The organism is Bacteroides sp. HMSC067B03, assembly GCF_001811315.1.
GTDB classification, from domain to species: domain Bacteria; phylum Bacteroidota; class Bacteroidia; order Bacteroidales; family Bacteroidaceae; genus Bacteroides; species Bacteroides faecis.
The window spans coordinates 1-20,294 of sequence record NZ_KV804338.1; the positions used below are offsets into that span (position 1 = coordinate 1).

Consider the following 20,294-nt stretch of genomic DNA (forward strand, 5'->3'; position numbering starts at 1 on the left):
GTCATTTATCCCCTTCAAGATTCGCAAGAATAAGGGAACTCATTGATGCATCCTATCAGAATTGAAAAAGAGGCTGACAATAAAACGCCTGTTTTTCTACTGTCAGCCTTATTATCAGGCTTATTGTCATGACACAAATAACTGTATTGCAGCATTTTAATCACTAAAACCTGACAGATGACAATAGAATCTGCTTAATTTTCAAATGTATATATCCCCATAATAGATGTTTTAACTTCTAATTTGTAACTTTTTCTATGATGACTAATCTTAAGAATCTCCAATATCAAAATTGGGCTGCCAAAGAATCCCTTCTTCGGCAGCCCTTCTTCATTGAGAATCAAAAAAACAGAGAGAGTAAGATATACTTTATTCCTGCCCTCCCCCTAGAGCACGGTATAGGTTAATTAGACTTTGTATTTCGGTAAAATGATTGGCTGTCTGTGACAGTTGTGCACTGAGCAATGACTGTCGGGCAGTAAGTACTTCCAGATAAGTCGTATTGCTATGTTCCATCAACAGGGAAGTGCTTCGCACCGCTGTTTTCAGAGAAGCGACCTGTTTGTCCAGCAAGATTCTTTTCCCTTGGCTGGTCTGATAGGCTGTCAGCGCATCATTCACTTCACTGCCGGCATTGAGCAGCGTTTGCTGGAAGCCGAGGGCAGCTTCTTCCTGCTGTGCACGGGCAATGCGGTACTGGGCCACCACTTGTCCTCTGTTGAAGAGCGGCTGTGTGAGCGAACCCACTGCTGATGCTACAAACTTGCCCGGATTGAGAATCATAGACCCTACAGAATTCGTCCATCCGGCACTCCCGCTCAGGGTGATGGAAGGATAGAAAGCCGAACGTGCCGCATTGGTACCATAGAACGCTGCTTCCAGTGTCCGTTCAGCTGTGCGGACATCGGGGCGGGAAGAAAGCATCCGGACCGGAATCCCTATGGCAAAATCTGTGGGAAACTGTTGCTCCGCCAGCGTTCCGCGTTCGTAGTTGCGGGGTGTCTCTGCCAGCAATAAAGCGAGACTGTTTTCTACCTGATTGATCTGCTGCTGTAAGTCGAGGACGGAACTCTGAACCTGATAATAGGTCGCTTCCATCTGCGATACAGCCGATTCATGTATCCGCACGGTGGCTGTCTGCGGAATGGTGATACAGTCTTTATAAATGTTGGGCACTACTACCGTACCCGATGCTCCGCTGTGGAGTAACCGCGATTCGTTGGGAAATACCACGCGGGCCACTACGGTACCCGTCTGTCGGTCGATGACTCCACTGATGGACTCGATGATTCCTTTCTTATTATAAACCGAATTGTCGTTCAGAAGCAGTTCCACTTCCGGCATGTTCTTTAGCGCTTCGTCCATGTCGCCGTACTGACGGGTCAGGGCAAGCAGCTGGTTCTCGGTCATGGAGAAATAGACGTACATGTCCGAATTGTCGCTGACCGTAGTGAGCGGATAAGGCAGGTTGGCACTGACCAATGCACCTGCACGGTAAGGCAATGCACCTACGACTCCGTCACTGGGACTTTTCACTTCGGTATAAGAGAGGTTGTTGCGTGCGTTTATTTCCTGAGCTTCCGCTTGTGCCAGTTGCGCCTTGGCAGTGAGATAAGAATTTTCGGCTGTCTTCAGGCTGAATTCCGAAACCACTTTTTGCGCATACAGTTCCTTGTTGCTTTGGTACGTCAGTTCGGCTGTGCTCATTGCAGCGCGTGCCGCTTCCACATTGGCGGTGGCGGTTTTGAGTGCAGCCCTGTAAGGCACCTGGTCGATGATGAAAAGTGGCTGTCCCCGGCGTACTTTCTGCCCTTCGGTCACACAGAGTTTCTCGATTGTTCCCGATACCTGCGGGTAGATGTCAATATCCTGCCGTCCGCGTATGCTCGCCGAATAGGAGGAAGAAAGTTCTTTGTCCGCTGTCTCTATCCGCATTACTGCATAAGAAGATTTCACTCCTGCATCCGGTGCCTGCTTGCAAGATGCCATCCACACTGTACAACCGACAATCCCTATCAGCCGTATCCATTTTTTGTTCACTGTAATCATACTTACTCTTTTTGTCTTTTATTAAAATCGGAACAAAAGTAGGAGAAAAGAACAAGGCAATGATGCTCGATTTTCCTCTATAAATGTCCCGTTTTCGTGGTTTATGCTTATTTTAGCTAACTATTTGCAGATAAAAGACATATCAAACAATTATGAAGGGATTTGGGAGATTCTGTTTTCCCTATTATTTACCAACTTTGCAGAAAGTAAAAAAGGAGAGTATATGGAAAAAGAGAACATTGTGACCGTGGATATTGAAGACTTTAAGAACAGCCAGCATGTCCTTGATTATATAGATGATGACTTTGCGATCATCAACAGTCTGGATGGAATCCCTCATAGTAATGAGACAATCAGGCTGAACTGTTTTCTCATTGCTATCTGTGTGGAAGGGTGCCTTCAGCTGGACATCAACTACCGGACTTATAAGTTGCAGGCGGGTGACTTGCTGCTCGGTCTTCCCAGTACTATTATCAGTCATACGATGCTGAGCCCTAAATATAAGGTAAGGCTTGCGGGCTTCTCTACCCGTTTTCTGCGACGTATTATTAAGATGGAAAAGAAAACGTGGAATACTGCCATTCATATCCACAACAATCCGGTGAAGTCTGTAGGCAAAGGCGAGGAGGATGATTCCGTTTTCGTATCCTACCGCGATTTAATTGTGGCGAAGATAAACGATGAACATCACCACTATCACAGGGAGGTGATGCAATATCTCTTTTCCGCTCTCTTTTGCGAGATGATGGGGCAGCTTCATAAGGAATTCGAGTGTTCCGAGAAAGCGGAGCATTCGAAAGAAGGGATCAAGCAGGTAAATTATATCATGCGGAAATTCATGGAACTGTTATCGGAAGACAAGGGCATGCACCGTTCAGTGAGCTATTATGCCGACGTACTATGCTATACTCCGAAGCATTTTTCGAAAGTCATCAAGCAGGCGTGCGGCAGAACTCCGCTGGATCTGATTAATGAAACGACCATCGAGCATATCAAGTACCGGCTAAAGCGTTCGGAGAAGTCTATCAAGGAAATAGCGGAAGAATTCAATTTCCCCAACCAGTCCTTTTTCGGTAAATACGTAAAGACGCATTTGGGAACCTCTCCGGCTCATTACCGGAATGCGAAAGAGGAATGAGGCAGCTCAATTGTACGGATGAAGTCCGATTGTATGGATATAGCCAAGACCGGGAAATGAGTCTGTTATTGGGAAATGATCTCCTGAAAAGCTTTCAGGTAGCGTTTGCTGACCGTTTCCATATTAATCTTTTCCCGGATGATCCGTTCCGATTCTTTTCCCATTTCTCTGCAACGTTCGGGAGATTCGAACATCTCTCTGATTCTTTCTGCCAGGCTGTCGGCATCTCCGTCCTTAAAGAAGTATCCGTTTCTGCCTTCCATGACCAGGTCGCGTTCCGTGCTGTCGCATACGGCACAAAGAACAGGCATCCCGTACGTCATGGCGTCATTGATCGAAAGTCCTCCCATACCCGCCAGCACATAGATACTCGATTCGTTCATATAAGCTCCCAGCATCTTCGGATCGTAGACGGCTCCGATAAAGCGGATACGGTCTGCCAATTGCAAGTCGCTTGCCTGTTGCTTGAGGCGGTCCAGTTCCGGTCCGTCGCCTACGATCACCAGTTCCGCTTCCGGATAGTCGGCGGCTACTTTCCGGAAAGCCTCTATCAGTAAATCCACCCGTTTCCATTTTACCAGCCGTCCGATGTGCAGCAGGCGGCGGTCGCACGGCGGAAGGATGGAGGGAGAAGCCAGTACGGATTCTTTTTCTTTGAGAAGCGCATCCGTATCGGTCGAATTGTAGGTGACGTGTATCTGTTCTTTCTTTACTCCGTAAGAAGGAAGGATATCGTAGGCGGCTGTCGAGTAGTTCAGCGTTCCGGCAGCCTTGGCATAGCAGTACTTACGTATCTGGGCCGTTACCCATTGTCTCAGATAAAATCCGGTACCCTTGCTGAGCAGACGCATACCTTCGTCGTGCATCGGGTTGGCCTTGAAATATTCCCTGATCTTTCCGTAAGGCGGAGTCTGGAAGGGGATTTCGCGAATCACCAGTCTGGCGTTGCAAGACTTGATCGCTTTTCTCAGTGCAGGCTGGAAGAAAACTTGCAGGAAGTAGGGCCATCCTACCACTACTATATCCGGTTTTTCTTCCGCAATGATTTCGGGGAGTGCGGGAAAAGCGCTTTTTCCGTAGAACAACTTCTTTTCCGGCGTTGTCAGATGCTTGTAGGCGCCTCCTTCTACCATTTTCACCCCTTTGCCAATCGTTGTGTTTCCTTTTTGGGGGCTGACGACGGTTATTTCGATTCCTTTTGCCTGTAGTCTGTTGAGCATGGCATTCAGGTAGTGGGGGATTCCTCCGAATGTAAAAAGTACTTTCATTGTATATGCTTGCTGATTTGATTAAAACATGTGATTAGTTTCTCCACAGTGTGTTCGTGGGCGTATCGGTCGAAAGCGTGGAGGGGTGTCTTTGCTTCGCTACACAGCGAACGGATAGCTGCGCTGCATTCTCCGGCATTGTCTTCTCCGGTGGTCTGGCCTGTGCCGTACTGTTCCACTCTTTGTCCCATGCAGAAGCCACGGCTGACGATGACCGGTTTGCGGAAGGCGGCTGCTTTGGTCAGCAGGTTACTGCTGCCGGTGAACTGTTTGTATGCGGCAAAGATAAGATCGCTTTCCGCTATCAGGGCATTGAAGCAGCTTTCATCGGGAATCTTCTCTAAAGAAAACAGACAATTACTTCTTGACTTTTCAAAAGTCCGCAGATCGTTTTCCTGTTGTGCGGTGAGAGAAGATTTTCCGGCAATCAGGAAGAAGTAGTCTTCTTCGGGCAGTAAAGGGATGCTTTCCAGCAACAGTTTTATTCCTTTGCGGAAATTGATTGAACCGAGCAATGATACGACTTTCCTTCCTTGAGTCTTCTCTTTCAGTTCCTGTAGCAACGGGTAAGTGGTGGCGGGAGCCGAAAGATCGGCAAAGTCAGGAAACAGCAGAATGTTGCCCTGAAATGCTTTCAGGTCTTTTGCCGAGTATTCGTTCAGTATACCTGTCCCCACGCAATTCTTGCTGCGCAGGAAAGGCCGTGTATCGGGCATCCCCGGCTGGTAGGGCGGCAGGGCTGACTGAACAAGCAGCCCGCTCCACTGATAAGGCAACAGAAGATTGAACAGCCATAATGGAGCCAGGGTAGGCAACATATCGTCGAGGCAGGCGAAGAATACCAGATCGGGATGCTGCCGTTTAAGGCTCCGGCGCAGCCTGTATAAGTTTTGCAAACGAATCATTGCATTACGCAATACAACCAGCTTCTTCTGCAACGGTTTCCCGGCAGGAAGCGGCAGCAGCGGATGCGCCGAAATGGGCTGAAAGGCGACCGTATCCTGTATATGTTTCCCGTCGGGAGCGATGAGCGACGTTTCGTAACCCATGCCGGCCCAAGTGTGGGCAAACTGTTTATAGTACGTCTCCCGATGGCCTGATACTGAACAATCAATGACGGTAACTTTCATGATTTCAATGCTTCTGAATAAACTTGCAGTAACTTCTGTCCCGCCAACTGAAAATCGAAACGGTTGACAATGGACTGACGGATTTTCTTTTTGTCGAACTGCTCATAGGTATCGTACAATGCTTTCATTTTCCCGGCGAGGGCCTCCACATCTCCCGGCTGAATGAGAAAGCCGCTTTTGGGAGTGATGATATCTTCCGGTCCTCCGCATTCGGTGCCGATAGCTGGCAGACCTGTTGCCATCGCTTCGATAAAGACAATGCCGAACGTCTCTGCATAGGAGGCCAGTACAAAAGCGTCGCAAGTGCTCAGCAGTTCGGACAGCTCTTCCCGTGACAGGCGACCGGTCAGCTTTACCTGCCTTTGAAGCTGAAGAGACTGAATCTGCTCCGTGAGTGACTGCATTTCTTCTCCGTCTCCGGCAATGAGCAAAGAGACATGCGGCATTTCTTTGAATGTCCGGTGAAAGGCAACCAGCAAATCCCGGAATCCTTTCCGTTTATTCAGGTTTCCGGTACTGATGAAGGTGAAATGCTTCTCTTTCTCCGTCTGATGGAGGCTGAACTTGAAGGTGCTCGTATCTACAAAGTTGGGTATAACCGTCACTTTATCCAGGTCGTTGATATAAGGGTAGAGGCTTCGTTTCAGTTTTGTGCCGACGCAGATAATCTTTCGTGCTTCGCTGTATGACTTCTTTAAGATCACTGCCTGCGACGGAGTTGTCTGATTACCATTAATGGAAGATGCGTGCTCCGTGATGACGTAGGGAATCTTGTACCATTTGTAAATCAGCCGGGCGGTATACCCCGCCCACGTGGCAAAATGTGCGTGAATCAGGTCGGGACGCCCCTGTGTGCGGATGTATTTCCGTACTAGCAGGACGGTCAGTAATGACCAGATGATTCCTCCTGTACGGGTACTTAGCTTCGGGTTCCAGGCATGCATGCGCATGGTGACGAAACTGCCGTTATCTTCCGCCGAAATCTGAAAATGGCTTTCTTTGCGGAACCGTTTCCATGTGAAGTTTTTCAGGGGTCTTTGCTCTGTAAAGGCAAGCCCTGTCTTGCAGCCCGATTTAACCAGTTGCATAGCCTGCTCGAAGAACATATATCCCCGGTGTGGAGAGGAGTCCTTCTCAGGATAGTACATAGGAAGTATCAGTATATGCATTTGTCTTTTATTTTTAGAAGAAGAATGGTGTAGAAGTCACGGATACGTTTCCCCAGAGTAACGGTGGGCACGCCGGTGTAAGCGGAAGCTTTCTTGCGGAATGCCTCTTCATCGTCGAAAGAGGGGTGGTTCACAAAGTGTTTGTACAGCAGATACAATCCCCTTTTCTTCTCATAGGGAAGGTGCCACACTGCCAGTTGCTCGTCTCCTTTTTCTACCGTATTGTATTTGGGATAGGTCCAGAGACGTTTGACGTATTGATTGGCGATATTATTGTGGATGTGGAGCTTTGTCGCCACTACGCTCAGGAAGTGGGCTTCCTCGTTCAGCTTGGGTCGGTTGGCGGCAAAGCGTTCGAGGTTGTAATTCCACAGGGCGGGATATGCTTCATTGATTTGTGCCACTACATCTCCCCGCAGCGAGATAAATTCTCCCCCGTAGTAATGGACAAGTTCCTCTTTTATTTCTGGATTCTTCGCTTCTCCGTAACAGTCGTTATAGATGTCCGTCATTTCCTTTAGCGTGATTCCGTTTACGCTGAGGTCCGGTCGGTCGGATGCGTCGTACAGGGCGGAGCCATGTTTCCGGGTATCGCTGAAAAGCTGATCCAGCGGACGCATGCAGAGACAGTCCGCGTCGCAGACGAGCAATGTATCGTCTGCCTGCATCCTTTTCTCCATATAGCGCAGGATGTCATACAGGTAGAACTGGTTTCTCCATGCTCCGTACCATCCCTCGGGCGGGATGCAGAGGTAGGGCAAACAGACGGTTTCAATCTGTAACTCCTTGAATAGCCGCTCCAGATAATCGGGAAACTGATCCAGATTGCTGAAGAAAAGCAGCTTGTCATTCGGATGATAATGCCTGAAGGTGGTGAAAAACGGTACTTGTATCTGCATATATATGGAATGGACGAGGGCGGAATCTCCCCGTTTGCCTGCCTGCGGATAGAAACTGGCATCTTCTTTGGATTCTTTGTAGAACCAAGTCGCTATGTAATTGGTAGGTGTCGTCATGATATCTTTTTCTTTTTAATGAACTGAATACATTCATTGAAAATGACTGATTGCATTTTCCACAAAACAAGTGCGTATAGAGAAGCCACGAAAACAACTTTGATGGCAAGTGACAGATACAGGCTGGTGATGCCCAGCGTAATGTAATGGGCGGCGATGGTCAGCGAAGCTGCCAGCAGAAAGTACGGAGCGATATCTTTCAGTATGCTCCACAGGGTCAGCGGAATTTCCCTTCGGGCAAAGAGGTACCAGACGAACATCCACAGGATATTGATAGCGACAAACAGATAAATCATGGTAGTGATGCCATAAGGATAGCTGATGCAGGCAGTGATCAGTTGCAGTACGCTTAGTGCGATACTGTTGAACATGAAGACGGAAGAACGTCCGCGGCTGACCAGTAATAAAGAGAACAGATTGTTGACCGGGATAAAAGCTCCCCATATACAGAGCAGCTGCATGATCCGGGCGGAAGCGAGCCATTTGTCCGTGATGGTAATCAGAATAAATTCTTTGGCAATAAGGCTGAGCCCGAACATGGCGGGGAAAGAGATAAAGGCTGTGAATCGCAGCATCTTATGGAATACAGCCGCCTGACGCTGCGGATCATTGGCTACACTTGCCAGTACAGGCTGGGTGACTCCGTTGATCATTCCGGTGATGAGGGCGTGCCCCTTATTGTTCCAGTTGTTGGCCTGGCTAAAGTCTCCGACCTCTTGCTTGGTATAGAACTTACCTAGCAGGACCGAGAACAGGTTTTGATTAATGATGATAAAAATTTGGGTAATCAGCATTTTGCTGCTGAATCCGAACATCTCTTTGATAGGCGAGAAGTCGATGCGGAAACTGGGTTTCCAGTGGGCAAAGTACCAGTTGAGCATAGTGCCTATGAGGACAAAAACCATCGTTTGTATCGCTATGCCCCAATAGGCGAATCCGTTCGCGGCAAGAATGATGGCGACCATTCCGGAGACGAACAGGCTTGAAAGGGAAATGATGGTATTTTCTTTCACTTTCAGGTTGCGGAAGAGGATAGCTCGCGGAGCAATTCCGAAACTGGCTATAAAAAAGCTGAGGAAAGAAAAACGGGCCAGTGACGTTAGCTCCGGGGTGTCGTAAAAGTCAGCAATCAGAGGAGCTGAAAGATAGAGCAGGACGTACAGGGTGGCGCCACAGGAGATACTGAACCAGAATACAGCATTGTAGTCTTTATCGCTGACCTTCTCGCGGTTGGCCAGCGCTGCCACAAGACCGCTTTCCTGCAGAGCGGAAGCGATGGCAGGAAAGATGGCCAGCATGCCGATCATACCATAATCGGAACGGTCCAGTAATCTTCCCAGTACTATTCCGAAAAGAAGTCCTAATAGTTGCTGTATGCTGCTGTTAAGTCCTCCCCAAAATAGCCCTTTGGCTGTCTTTTGTTTCAGTGACTGTTCTTCACTCATATTATTATAATCGGTGAAGGAGGGTGTGCCAAAAGTCAGTGACACATCCCATCCTTCCGTTCCTCATTTGTTGATGGTGTATTAGCTTATCGCCTATTTTACTTCGCTACCCGGCTTCACCTCTTTCTGAGGCATGATCACTGCCAGGCTACCGTCGTTGTTTTCGGCACTCAGAATCATGCCTTCACTGACGATACCTTTCAGCTTGCGCGGTGCGAGGTTGGCGATAAAGCAAACCTGTTTGCCTACCAGTTCTTCCGGCTGGTAATGCTTTGCGATACCCGATACGATGGTACGTGTTTCCAGTCCGTCGTCAATCTTGAATTGCAGCAGCTTGTCGGCTTTCGGCACTTTCTGGCATTCGAGGATGGTACCTACGCGGATATCCAGTTTCATGAAGTCGTCAAATTCGATGTTCGGACGAATCGGATTTGCCTTGTAGTTGGCTTCTTCGTTGGCTTTCTTGGTATCGAGCAGTTTCTGTACCTGTGCTTCGATCACGCTATCTTCTATTTTTTCAAACAGGAGTTCCGCCTTGTTCAGTTGATGGCCTACCGGTAGCAGGTCGTTTCTGCCCAGTTCTGCCCATTCGAAAGTTTCCATGTTCAGCATCTTGCGGAGTTTCTCCGAGCTGAAAGGCAGGAACGGTTCGAAAGCGATGGCAAGGTTGGCAACCAGTTGCAGCGAGATGTTCAGGATGGTACCTACACGTTCCATGTCGGTCTTAGCCAGTTTCCAAGGTTCGGTGTCGGCAAGGTACTTGTTGCCGATGCGCGCCAGATTCATCGCTTCTTTCTGCGCATCGCGGAATTTGAATACGTCGAGCAGTTTTTCTACTTCTGCTTTCACGTCGGCAAATTCTTTCAGCGTTTCTTTGTCGTACTCTGTCAAATTGCCTTGTGCGGGTACTTTGCTGTCGAAGTATTTCTGGGTCAGTACCATGGCACGGTTTACGAAGTTGCCGTATACGGCTACCAGTTCATTGTTGTTGCGTGCCTGGAAGTCTTTCCAGGTAAAGTCGTTGTCTTTCGTTTCCGGGGCATTGGCAGTCAGCACATAACGGAGCACGTCTTGCTTGCCGGGGAAGTCTTCCAGATATTCGTGCAACCATACTGCCCAGTTGCGGGAAGTCGAAATCTTGTCTCCTTCCAGATTCAGGAATTCGTTGCTCGGAACGTTGTCCGGCAGGATATAGCTGCCTTCTGCTTTCAGCATGGCAGGGAATACGATGCAGTGGAACACGATGTTGTCTTTTCCGATGAAATGGAGCAGGCGGGTTTCGGGATCTTTCCACCATGTTTCCCAACTGTCGGGAAGCAGTTCCTTTGTATTGGAGATATATCCGATAGGAGCATCGAACCATACATACAGCACCTTTCCTTCAGCGCCTTCAACGGGCACAGGAATACCCCAGTCGAGGTCGCGGCTTACGGCACGTGGCTGCAATCCCATATCGAGCCAGCTTTTGCACTGTCCGTATACGTTGGGACGCCATTCTTTGTGATCTTCCAGAATCCATTGGCGCAACCAGCCTTCGTGTTTGTCGAGAGGAAGATACCAGTGCTTGGTCTCCTTCATGACAGGCTTGCTGCCGCTGATGGCGCTTTTGGGGTTGATCAGGTCGGTGGGCGACAGGGAAGTTCCGCATTTCTCGCATTGGTCGCCATAAGCGCCTTCCGAATGGCAGTGAGGACATTCTCCGGTGATATAGCGGTCGGCAAGGAACGTTTTCGCTTCTTCGTCGTAATATTGTTCGGAAGTTTTTTCGATAAACTCTCCTTTGTTGTATAATGTCTTAAAGAAATCCGAAGCCAGCTGATGGTGCGTCTTCGAAGTGGTGCGGCTGTATACGTCGAATGAAATGCCGAATTCTTCGAACGACTTCTTTATCAGATAGTGGTAACGGTCTACTACATCCTGCGGGGTGACTCCTTCTTTCTTTGCACGAATCGTGATGGGTACTCCGTGTTCGTCCGAACCTCCGATAAATAATACATCTTCTTTTTTCAGTCGCAGATAACGCACGTAGATATCTGCCGGTACATATACACCGGCCAGGTGACCGATATGTACAGGTCCGTTCGCATACGGCAGTGCCGATGTGACGGTGGTTCTCTTGAATTTCTTTTCCATTGATATAGAGTGATTTTATGATTTTACTGCTTGCAATGTGCAATGATACGGTTTGCAACGTGCAAAGATAATGCTTTCCGCAGATTTCAGGAAGAAATGTGACAGGAAATCTGCGGAAAAGGCCTGTTTATCCTGTTCCGTTTTACATCATCATATTTTTCCTTATCGAGAACTTGACTATGGCCATATCCTGAATGGTGTCTACCGGCAAGTCCATGGGCTCATGATGCGGATTGTAGCTTACGAGTTTGACATATCCTTCTTTCTCTGACCGGTTGACGTATTTCACCGTCAGATACTGGTCGCCGTCGAGGTGAAATGCTACAATATACATTTCTCCGTAAATCACATTGCTGAAGTTGTTGATCCCCTTGAATCCGATGATGTCTCCTGACTTAAGAATATGAAATTGTTTGTTGTTATATTGTTGGCTTTGATATGTTTAGATGTACTATTATGGTTCTTGATATTTTATACTAAAGAGCCTGTTGTTTTTGATGGTCTTACTAATCTTTTTATTGTAATATTTATATCTGTCATTAATGTTGCTATTGGATCTATATGTGTTAAAAAAGAGAATCGATTATTCATTGTGGTAGTTATTATGGATTTTTTATTTGATAAGTATTCCGAGGTTATAGATAAAATGTTATATCAAAAATGGGAGTTTAGTATAAAGGATGGAATTGGAAATTATGGAATTGTAACTACAAATAAGGATAGTATATTTTTCCATGGTGAAGATTCAAGTTTCTTTTTTATCCAGCATAATTACTTATATAATTATGCTAGTACTAAAATAATATTACCCTAATACCTGTTAGAAAAATGAATGAAAATTATAAGTCATTGTTGAGGATAAATATTTAGTAATGGATAAATATAATTGGTTGTTTCTTTGAAAAATATGATTGTAGTAAAGTAGTGTTTATTTCCCCTGATTATGTGTGGTTCAATAGCGCTTATCTTTCTCTGAGGAATCAAAATTATGGGGTAGAGAATGAACATGAACTGACCAAAAAGTTAGCTTATAGTTGAATAAACCAAGTGTTATTCTCTGTTTCCCAAAACTTCCACCTATAATTCTCTTCTTTTTCTTTCTTTTTTCTCACAGGAAAGAATATATTTGTATCCTAGTTAAATGTAAACCAGTGTATGATATGATAACAACCCAGTTGCTTCGTCCCGAAAGCATAGTTGTAGTAGGGGCTTCGAATAATGTACATAAGCCGGGTGGCGCTATATTGAAAAATCTGATAAACGGAGGTTATCAGGGAGAGCTTCGGGCAGTGAATCCGAAGGAGACAGAAGTGCAGGGAGTTCCTGCTTTTGCAGACGTAAAAGAACTGCCGGATACCGATTTGGCGGTGTTGGCTGTTCCTGCTGTTATGTGTCCGGACATTGTAGAGACACTGGCAAGTGAAAAGCAGACGCGGGCGTTTATCATACTCTCTGCCGGATTTGGTGAAGAGACTCACGAAGGGGCACTGCTGGAAGAACGTATATTGGAAACTGTCAATAAGTACGGTGCTTCTCTGATTGGTCCGAACTGCATCGGACTGATGAATACATGGCACCACAGTGTTTTCAGTCAGCCTATTCCGAATTTAAACCCGAAAGGAGTCGACCTGATCTCCAGTTCCGGTGCTACGGCGGTCTTTATTCTTGAAAGTGCGGTGACAAAAGGCTTGCAGTTTAACTCAGTCTGGTCGGTGGGAAATGCCAAGCAGATTGGAGTGGAAGATGTACTGCAATTTATGGATGAGAATTTTGATCCGGAGAAAGACTCCCGTATCAAACTGCTTTATATTGAAAGTATACACAATCCGGACAGATTGCTTTTCCATGCTTCTTCATTGATCAGAAAAGGCTGTAAGATTGCAGCGATAAAAGCAGGTAGCTCAGAAAGCGGAAGCCGTGCTGCTTCTTCTCATACCGGGGCGATTGCCAGTTCCGATTCGGCTGTAGAAGCACTGTTCCGTAAGGCTGGGATTGTGCGTTGTTTCTCTCGTGAAGAATTGACTACCGTGGGCTGTGTATTCACCCTTCCCGAATTGAAAGGAAAGAACTTTGCCATTATCACACATGCCGGAGGTCCGGGAGTGATGCTGACGGATGCTCTGAGTAAGGGAGGCCTGAACGTACCTAAACTGGAAGGCGAACTGGCGGAAGAACTGAAAGCACAACTCTTTCCCGGAGCTTCCGTAGGAAACCCTATTGATATTTTAGCCACCGGCACACCGGATCATTTACGTATTTGCATTGACTATTGCGAAGAGAAATTAGAGAATGTAGATGCTATTATGGCCATTTTTGGTACTCCCGGACTGGTGACTATGTTTGAAATGTATGATGTCCTTCATGAAAAGATGCAGACCTGCTGCAAGCCTATATTCCCGGTTCTCCCTTCCATCAATACAGCCGGAGCGGAAGTGGCGGCATTTCTTGCCAAAGGACACGTGAACTTTTCCGATGAAGTGACTTTAGGAACAGCTCTTTCCCGTATTGTCAACGCTCCGAGACCGGCGGTTCCTGAGATTGAACTGTTTGGAGTCGATGTGTCGAGAATTCGTCGTATCATTGATTCTATCCCGGAAAATGGTTATATTGAACCTCATTATGTACAGGCTTTGCTGCATGCAGCCGGTATTCCATTGGTTGATGAATTTGTTTCCAATAAGAAAGAAGAGGTCGTGGATTTTGCCCGGCGATGCGGATTTCCGGTAGTAGCTAAGGTGGTGGGGCCGGTGCATAAATCAGATGTAGGTGGAGTGGTGCTGAATATTAAAGGTGAGCAGCATCTGGCTCTCGAATTTGACCGCATGATGCAGATTCCCGATGCGAAAGCGATTATGGTTCAGCCTATGCTTAAAGGAACAGAACTGTTTATTGGTGCAAAATATGAAGAGAAGTTCGGACACGTGGTGCTTTGCGGTTTGGGCGGTATCTTTGTGGAGGTATTGAAAGATGTATCTTCCGGTCTGGCACCTCTTTCTTATGAAGAGGCTTATTCAATGATCCATTCATTGCGTGCCTATAAAATTATTCAGGGAACACGCGGACAAAAGGGAGTGAATGAGGATAAATTTGCTGAAATTATTGTTCGTTTATCTACTTTACTCCGGTTTGCAACAGAAATAAAAGAAATGGATATAAACCCGCTTCTGGCCACTGAGAAGGCTGTTATAGCGGTCGATGCACGTATCCGAATAGAAAAATAAGACTATTCTTTTATTCATTGGGACATATTTTCTATCTTTAGGCAGTATTTTTGCCTACATTTGATAACTCAAAACAAAAGGTAGAAAACAAACATCGTATGAAGAAAGCTTTAGTACTCTTTATAGGTTTTATATGCTATCAAATCATCTGTCATGCACAAGTGATGGATGAGCATTACTATTTCAAAAACCTAAGTGTACAGAATGGATTATCCCAGAATACGGTCAATGCTATTTTGCAGGATAAACAAGGGTTTATGTGGTTTGGAACAAAAGATGGACTGAATCGGTATGACGGTTTATCATTCCGGAAATTTAAACACGATGGCCGTAGTCAGCAAAGCATTGGTAATAGTTTCATAACAGCGCTTTATGAGGATGCGGAAGGAAATATCTGGGTTGGTACGGATGTGGGGCTTTATATCTATTATCCGGAACATGATTCATTCCGGCATTTTGAAGAATTGAGTGTGGAAGACACAAAGATAGAGCATACTGTAACAGCGATTGTGGGAGATGACCAAGGATGTGTTTGGATTGCGGTAGAGTCTCAGGGACTCTTTTGTTATGATTTGGAGAAAGAGCGACTTCAAAATTATACCTTGAAGAACTTCCCTTTTATTTCTACTAATGTTCAGTCTTTTGTTTTTGATAATAGTGGAACTCTTTGGATAGGTTGCTATGGTGACGGGCTCTTTTATTCAAAAGACCGTTTGAAAACACTTCAACCTTATATCTCTCCTGTTGATAATAAGGAAACTTTCGAGAATGATGTTGTAACTACTCTTGTAAAAGGTGCCTATAACTGTCTGTACATCGGTTCTTTGAGAGGTGGTGCAAAAGAACTGAATTTAACTTCTAATAAATTACATGATCTGCTTTCCGTTGATGAAAATGAAGAGCCTGTTCTTTGCCGTAATTTGCTGGTTGCTTCTGATAATGAATTGTGGATTGGGGCAGAATCGGGGATTTATATCTATAATCTCCGGATGGGTAAATATGTCCATCTTCGTAGTTCAATCAATGATCCTTATTCTCTTTCAGATAATGCCATCTATTCATTGTGTAAAGATCGCGAAGGAGGAATTTGGATCGGTTCTTATTTCGGAGGAGTGAACTACTATCCTCGTTTCCATACTTATTTTGAAAAATATTATCCGAAAGGTACAAATAATGGATTGCATGGAAAAAGAGTACGTGAATTCTGTCAGGACAATCAGGGGATTTTATGGATCGGTACGGAAGATGGTGGGTTAAATCGCTTTGATCCGAAAACCAAAACCTTCTCTTTTTTCACTCCAAGCACTGCTTTTACCAATGTTCATGGATTGTGTCTGGTTGGTGATCATCTTTGGGTAGGGACTTTTGCAAAAGGAGTGAAGGTGATTGATACACGCACGGGAGCGATTGTGAAAACGTATCAGAAGACGGATTCACCCCGTTCATTGATGGATAACAGCGTCTTTTCTATTTGCCGGACAACAACAGGAGATATTTATCTGGGAACTTTATTCGGTTTATTACGCTACAATAAGCAGACCGATGATTTTGACCGGATACCGGAACTGAACGGTAAATTTGTGTATGACATCAAGGAAGACTCTGGCAGCAATCTATGGCTTGCAACTTATGCAAATGGAGCCTATTGCTATAATGTGAATGAAAAGAAGTGGACCAATTATCTTCATGATGAGAAAGATCCGAAAAGTCTTCCGTATGATAAGGTATTGAGCATTTTTGAGGATTCTCATCGGCAAATATGGTTAACTACACAAGGTGGAGGCTTCTGTCTGTTCCATCCTGAAACGGAAACCTTTACCAGCTATGATTCTCGTAACGGCTTGCCGAATGATGTTGTATATCAGATTGTGGAAGATAAAGACGGGCTTATGTGGCTGACAACTAATAATGGGCTGGTATCTTTTCAGCCTGCTACAGGAGCCATGAAAGTATATACTACGGCTAATGGATTGCTAGGTGACCAGTTTAACTATCGTTCCAGCTTTCAGACAGAGGACGGGACAATCTATTTGGGAAGTATTGATGGCTTTGTCGCTTTCAATCCGAAAAATTTCTCCGAGAACAAGTCCCTTCCATCTATTGTGATAACCGACTTTTTATTATTTGGAAAAGAAGTATATGCTGGTGACCCCTCGTCTCCGTTGAAAAAAAGCATAAACTTTCTGGATGAGCTGGTTCTTCAGCCCAATCAGAATTCTTTCTCGTTTCGTGTTGCTGCTTTAGATTTCCAGGCACCACGAATGAATCGGATCATGTGTAAATTGGATGGCTTTGATGAGGAGTGGTTGCCGGTCGGCGAGAGTCCTGTGGTAACTTATTCCAATTTGTGGTATGGTGATTATACTTTCCGGGTGAAAGCAGCTAATAGCGATGGAGTATGGAACGAGAAAGAAGTAGCTTTGATAGTTCGTATACTTCCTCCTTTTTATCTCACTATTTGGGCCTATTGCGTTTATGTTTTGCTGATTATAGGTTGTTCTCTGTATGCAATATGGTATTTCAAGCAACGTAGCAGTTATAGGCATCGCAGGCAGATGGAGAAGTTTGAGCAGGAAAAAGAACGAGAAATATATCATGCGAAGATTGATTTCTTCACGAATGTTGCTCATGAAATACGTACTCCGCTGACTTTAATTAAAGGTCCGTTGGAAAATATTATCCTTAAGAAAAAAGTAGATGCGGAGACGCGTGAAGACTTGAATGTTATGAAGCAAAATACGGAACGTCTGCTAAATCTGACGAATCAGTTACTGGACTTCCGTAAGACAGAAAGCCAGGGATTCCGTTTGAACTTTGCTAAGTGTAATATTACGGAGGTATTGAAAGAAACCCATTTACGGTTTACTTCTCTTGCTAAGCAGAAAGGATTGGAATTTACCTTGCAGTTGCCCGAAGCGGATTTTTATGCCCATGTCAATCAGGAAGCATTTACAAAGATCATCAGTAACTTGCTCAATAATGCCGTGAAATACTCAGAACACTATATACATGTATTTCTGGAGGTGACAGAAGGAGGGGAAAATAAGGTATTCTGTATCCGCACAGTGAATGACGGAGTGATAATACCTCGTGAAATGAGAGAGGAAATATTCCAGCCTTTTGTCCGTTTCAATGAAGGAGATGACGGAAAGGTGACTACCGGAACAGGTATTGGATTGGCTCTTTCTCGGTCACTGGCTGAACTACATCAAGGAACATTGGCTATGGGAAAAGAAGAAGATAGTAATACCTTCTGCCTGACGTTACCTATTGTCCAGGATATGACAATTACGTTGACTCCGGAAACAGAAATGGAACCGGAAACTGTAAATGAACCTACGGTGGAAGTGGAGCAAGGAGAAATAAAAGATAATCGCCCCACTGTACTGGTAGTGGAGGATAATCCGGATATGCTTGCCTTTGTGGTCCGTCAGTTGTCGAAAGAGTATGCGGTACTGTCGGCTGCCAATGGTGCGGAAGCGTTGAAATGCTGGATGGCAATTATGTGAATCTGGTGGTGAGCGATGTTGTCATGCCTGTTATGGATGGTTTTGAGTTGTGTAAGACGATTAAATCAGACCTGAATTATAGTCATATTCCTGTTATTCTGCTAACTGCGAAAACGAATATTCAGTCAAAGATAGAAGGCATGGAACTAGGTGCGGATGCTTATATTGAAAAACCTTTCTCTGTGGAATATTTGCAGGCTTGTGCCTCCAATCTTATTCAGAACAGAGAAAAATTGCGTCGGACTTTTGCTCAATCTCCTTTTGTGGCAGCCAACACCATGGCATTGACTAAGGCCGATGAGGACTTTATAAAGAGACTGAATGAAGTAATTCTGACGAACCTTAATAATCCGGAGTTTAGCATGGATGATATTGCGGATAGTTTGAATATGAGCCGCTCTAACTTTTATCGGAAGATAAAAGGAGTATTAGATCTGAGTCCGAATGAATATCTCCGTCTGGAACGTTTGAAAAAGGCTGCCCAGTTGTTAAAACAAGGAGAAGGACGGGTAACTGAAATCTGTTATATGGTCGGTTTTAACTCTCCATCCTATTTTGCCAAATGTTTTCAGAAGCAGTTTGGAGTGTTACCAAAAGATTTTGTGGATTGAGTAGGTAGTAACCGGATACGGGAACTAAAATAAAATACGAGAAATTAATTAACTAAATAATGAAAGATACACCTATTAGTAGACGGGATTTTCTGAGAAATATGGGAATAGCTGGGGCTGGAGCGCTCCTAGCGGCAAGTCCTTGGCTTTCTGCTTTTTCAGAAATCACGAATACATCAAATGAAAAATGCCGGCTGGCGGTTATCGGTCCCGGTTCGCGAGGACGTTTTTTGATGAGTTTCTTGGTAAAGAATCCGAAGGTTGAAATCGTAGCGCTATGCGATATTTATCAGCCCTCCATTGACGAAGCATTGAAACTTGCTCCTAAGGCAAAAGTATACGGTAACTATCAGGAGGTGCTGGAAGATAAAAATGTGGATGCTATCTTGGTGGCTACTCCCCTCAGTGCACACTACAAAATAGTGATGGACGCTTTTGACGCAGGGAAACATATATTCTGCGAAAAGTCAATCGGCTATACGATGGAAGAATGTTACCACATGTACCAGAAGCATCGCAGCACCGGAAGAATCTTCTTTACTGGACAACAACGCCTGTTTGACCCACGCTACATCAAGGCTATGGAAATGATTCATGCCGGTACATTCGGCGAAATAAACGGAATCCATACATTCTGGAACCGAAATGGAGATTGGAGACGTTCTGTTCCTTCGCCAAACCTGGAGCGTCTGATAAACTGGCGACTCTATAAAGAGTTCTCGAAAGGGTTAATGACAGAACTAGCCTGTCATCAGCTCCAGATAGGAAGTTGGGCATTGCGGAAACTTCCAGAGAAAGTAATGGGGCATGGAGCCATCACTTATTGGAAGGACGGACGTGAGGTATATGATAATGTGAGTTGCATATACGTATTTGATGATGGTGTGAAGATGACATTCGATTCCATCATTTCCAATAAATTTTATGGTCTTGAAGAACAGATTATGGGTAATCTCGGGACTGTGGAACCTGAAAAGGGAAGATACTACTTTGAAAGTGTTGCTCCTGCTCCGGCATTTTTGCAACTGGTTAATGACTGGGAAAACAAGATGTTTGACTCACTGCCTTTTGCGGGTACAAGTTGGGCACCGGAGACAGCCAATGAAAACAAGGGTGAATTTATTATAGGTGAACGTCCGAAAAGTGACGGTACATCCTTACTGCTGGAAGCATTCGTAGAAGCTGTAATAACACAAAAACAGCCGGAAAGAATTGCTGAAGAAGGTTACTATGCAAGTATGCTCTGTCTGTTAGGACATCAGGCCATGGAGGAAGAAAAAACACTTTATTTCCCCGATGAATACAAAATTGACTATCTGAACCATCAATCTAAAACACCCGAAACAACATGAAAGATACAGTTTTGACCGCACGGCGGAAGAAAATAGAGATAATCACCTTACTCGTATGTTTTGTACTTGCCAATCTGGTGAATCTTTATGCAATTATCGCATATAACAGATCTATGATGGAAATGATAACCTCTATTTTCTATATAATCATATTTGCTTTTGTTCTCTATGCTTGCTGGACGCTTCTGCGCCTCCTTTTTTATGGAGTGAAGGCGTTATTGGCAAAGAAGAAAAACAGACTGTGAGGCAGAGC

Annotated in this window: 12 protein-coding genes and 2 pseudogenes; 6 read left to right on the top strand and 8 right to left on the bottom strand. The window is 45.2% G+C overall.

The annotated features are described in order from the left end of the window. Positions 1 to 369 precede the first annotated feature (369 nt). Positions 370 to 2,049, bottom strand: coding sequence for an efflux RND transporter periplasmic adaptor subunit (locus tag HMPREF2794_RS29915; RefSeq protein WP_083312053.1), 1,680 nt, complete (start codon positions 2,047 to 2,049; stop codon positions 370 to 372). A 223-nt stretch (positions 2,050 to 2,272) separates the two neighbouring features. Between HMPREF2794_RS29915 and HMPREF2794_RS10295 the strand changes: the two genes are divergently transcribed. Then, a complete protein-coding gene (locus HMPREF2794_RS10295; protein ID WP_070751478.1) occupies positions 2,273 to 3,187 on the top strand; it encodes a helix-turn-helix domain-containing protein in 915 nt (304 codons plus the stop codon). A 65-nt stretch (positions 3,188 to 3,252) separates the two neighbouring features. Here HMPREF2794_RS10295 and HMPREF2794_RS10300 read toward each other — a convergent pair whose 3' ends face one another. The 7 genes and pseudogenes from HMPREF2794_RS10300 to HMPREF2794_RS10330 all read right to left on the bottom strand — a co-directional run. Then, complete coding sequence (locus tag HMPREF2794_RS10300) at positions 3,253 to 4,455, bottom strand: glycosyltransferase family 4 protein (protein ID WP_070751466.1); 1,203 nt, start codon at positions 4,453 to 4,455, stop codon at positions 3,253 to 3,255. After that, the gene (locus HMPREF2794_RS10305) at positions 4,452 to 5,585 is read right to left on the bottom strand and encodes a glycosyltransferase (protein WP_070751467.1); all 1,134 of its coding nucleotides are present in this window, start codon (positions 5,583 to 5,585) and stop codon (positions 4,452 to 4,454) included. Before HMPREF2794_RS10305 ends, HMPREF2794_RS10300 begins: the two co-directional genes overlap by 4 nt. Continuing rightward, complete coding sequence (locus HMPREF2794_RS10310; RefSeq protein WP_070751468.1) at positions 5,582 to 6,754, bottom strand: glycosyltransferase family 4 protein; 1,173 nt, start codon at positions 6,752 to 6,754, stop codon at positions 5,582 to 5,584. Before HMPREF2794_RS10310 ends, HMPREF2794_RS10305 begins: the two co-directional genes overlap by 4 nt. Further along, positions 6,742 to 7,770, bottom strand: coding sequence for a hypothetical protein (locus HMPREF2794_RS10315; RefSeq protein WP_070751469.1), 1,029 nt, complete (start codon positions 7,768 to 7,770; stop codon positions 6,742 to 6,744). Before HMPREF2794_RS10315 ends, HMPREF2794_RS10310 begins: the two co-directional genes overlap by 13 nt. Beyond that, complete coding sequence (locus HMPREF2794_RS10320) at positions 7,767 to 9,215, bottom strand: lipopolysaccharide biosynthesis protein (RefSeq protein WP_070751470.1); 1,449 nt, start codon at positions 9,213 to 9,215, stop codon at positions 7,767 to 7,769. The genes HMPREF2794_RS10315 and HMPREF2794_RS10320 overlap by 4 nt, the downstream gene beginning before the upstream one ends. 93 nt (positions 9,216 to 9,308) lie before the next feature. Next, the gene (gene metG / locus HMPREF2794_RS10325; RefSeq protein ID WP_010535740.1) at positions 9,309 to 11,348 is read right to left on the bottom strand and encodes a methionine--tRNA ligase; all 2,040 of its coding nucleotides are present in this window, start codon (positions 11,346 to 11,348) and stop codon (positions 9,309 to 9,311) included. Between the two features lie 142 nt (positions 11,349 to 11,490). After that, positions 11,491 to 11,754: pseudogene (locus tag HMPREF2794_RS10330) on the bottom strand (S24 family peptidase); the annotation flags it as partial. On the opposite strand from HMPREF2794_RS10330, the gene HMPREF2794_RS10335 reads away from it, so the two are divergent. The 5 genes and pseudogenes from HMPREF2794_RS10335 to HMPREF2794_RS10355 all read left to right on the top strand — a co-directional run bounded on the left by HMPREF2794_RS10335 (position 11,752) and on the right by HMPREF2794_RS10355 (position 20,286). After that, positions 11,752 to 12,162: a hypothetical protein gene (locus tag HMPREF2794_RS10335; RefSeq protein ID WP_010535738.1), complete on the top strand. Its 411-nt coding sequence runs from the start codon at positions 11,752 to 11,754 to the stop codon at positions 12,160 to 12,162. The pseudogene HMPREF2794_RS10330 and the gene HMPREF2794_RS10335 overlap by 3 nt on opposite strands. A gap of 346 nt (positions 12,163 to 12,508) precedes the next feature. Next, on the top strand, positions 12,509 to 14,569 hold the full coding sequence (locus HMPREF2794_RS10340; protein ID WP_070751479.1) for an acetate--CoA ligase family protein: 2,061 nt from the start codon (positions 12,509 to 12,511) through the stop codon (positions 14,567 to 14,569). Positions 14,570 to 14,667: 98 nt separating this feature from the next. Next, a pseudogene (locus HMPREF2794_RS10345) lies at positions 14,668 to 18,689 on the top strand (two-component regulator propeller domain-containing protein). 59 nt (positions 18,690 to 18,748) lie between these two features. Next, complete coding sequence (locus HMPREF2794_RS10350; protein ID WP_022300821.1) at positions 18,749 to 20,041, top strand: Gfo/Idh/MocA family protein; 1,293 nt, start codon at positions 18,749 to 18,751, stop codon at positions 20,039 to 20,041. After that, positions 20,038 to 20,286: a hypothetical protein gene (locus HMPREF2794_RS10355; protein WP_022300822.1), complete on the top strand. Its 249-nt coding sequence runs from the start codon at positions 20,038 to 20,040 to the stop codon at positions 20,284 to 20,286. Before HMPREF2794_RS10350 ends, HMPREF2794_RS10355 begins: the two co-directional genes overlap by 4 nt. Positions 20,287 to 20,294: the final 8 nt, after the last annotated feature.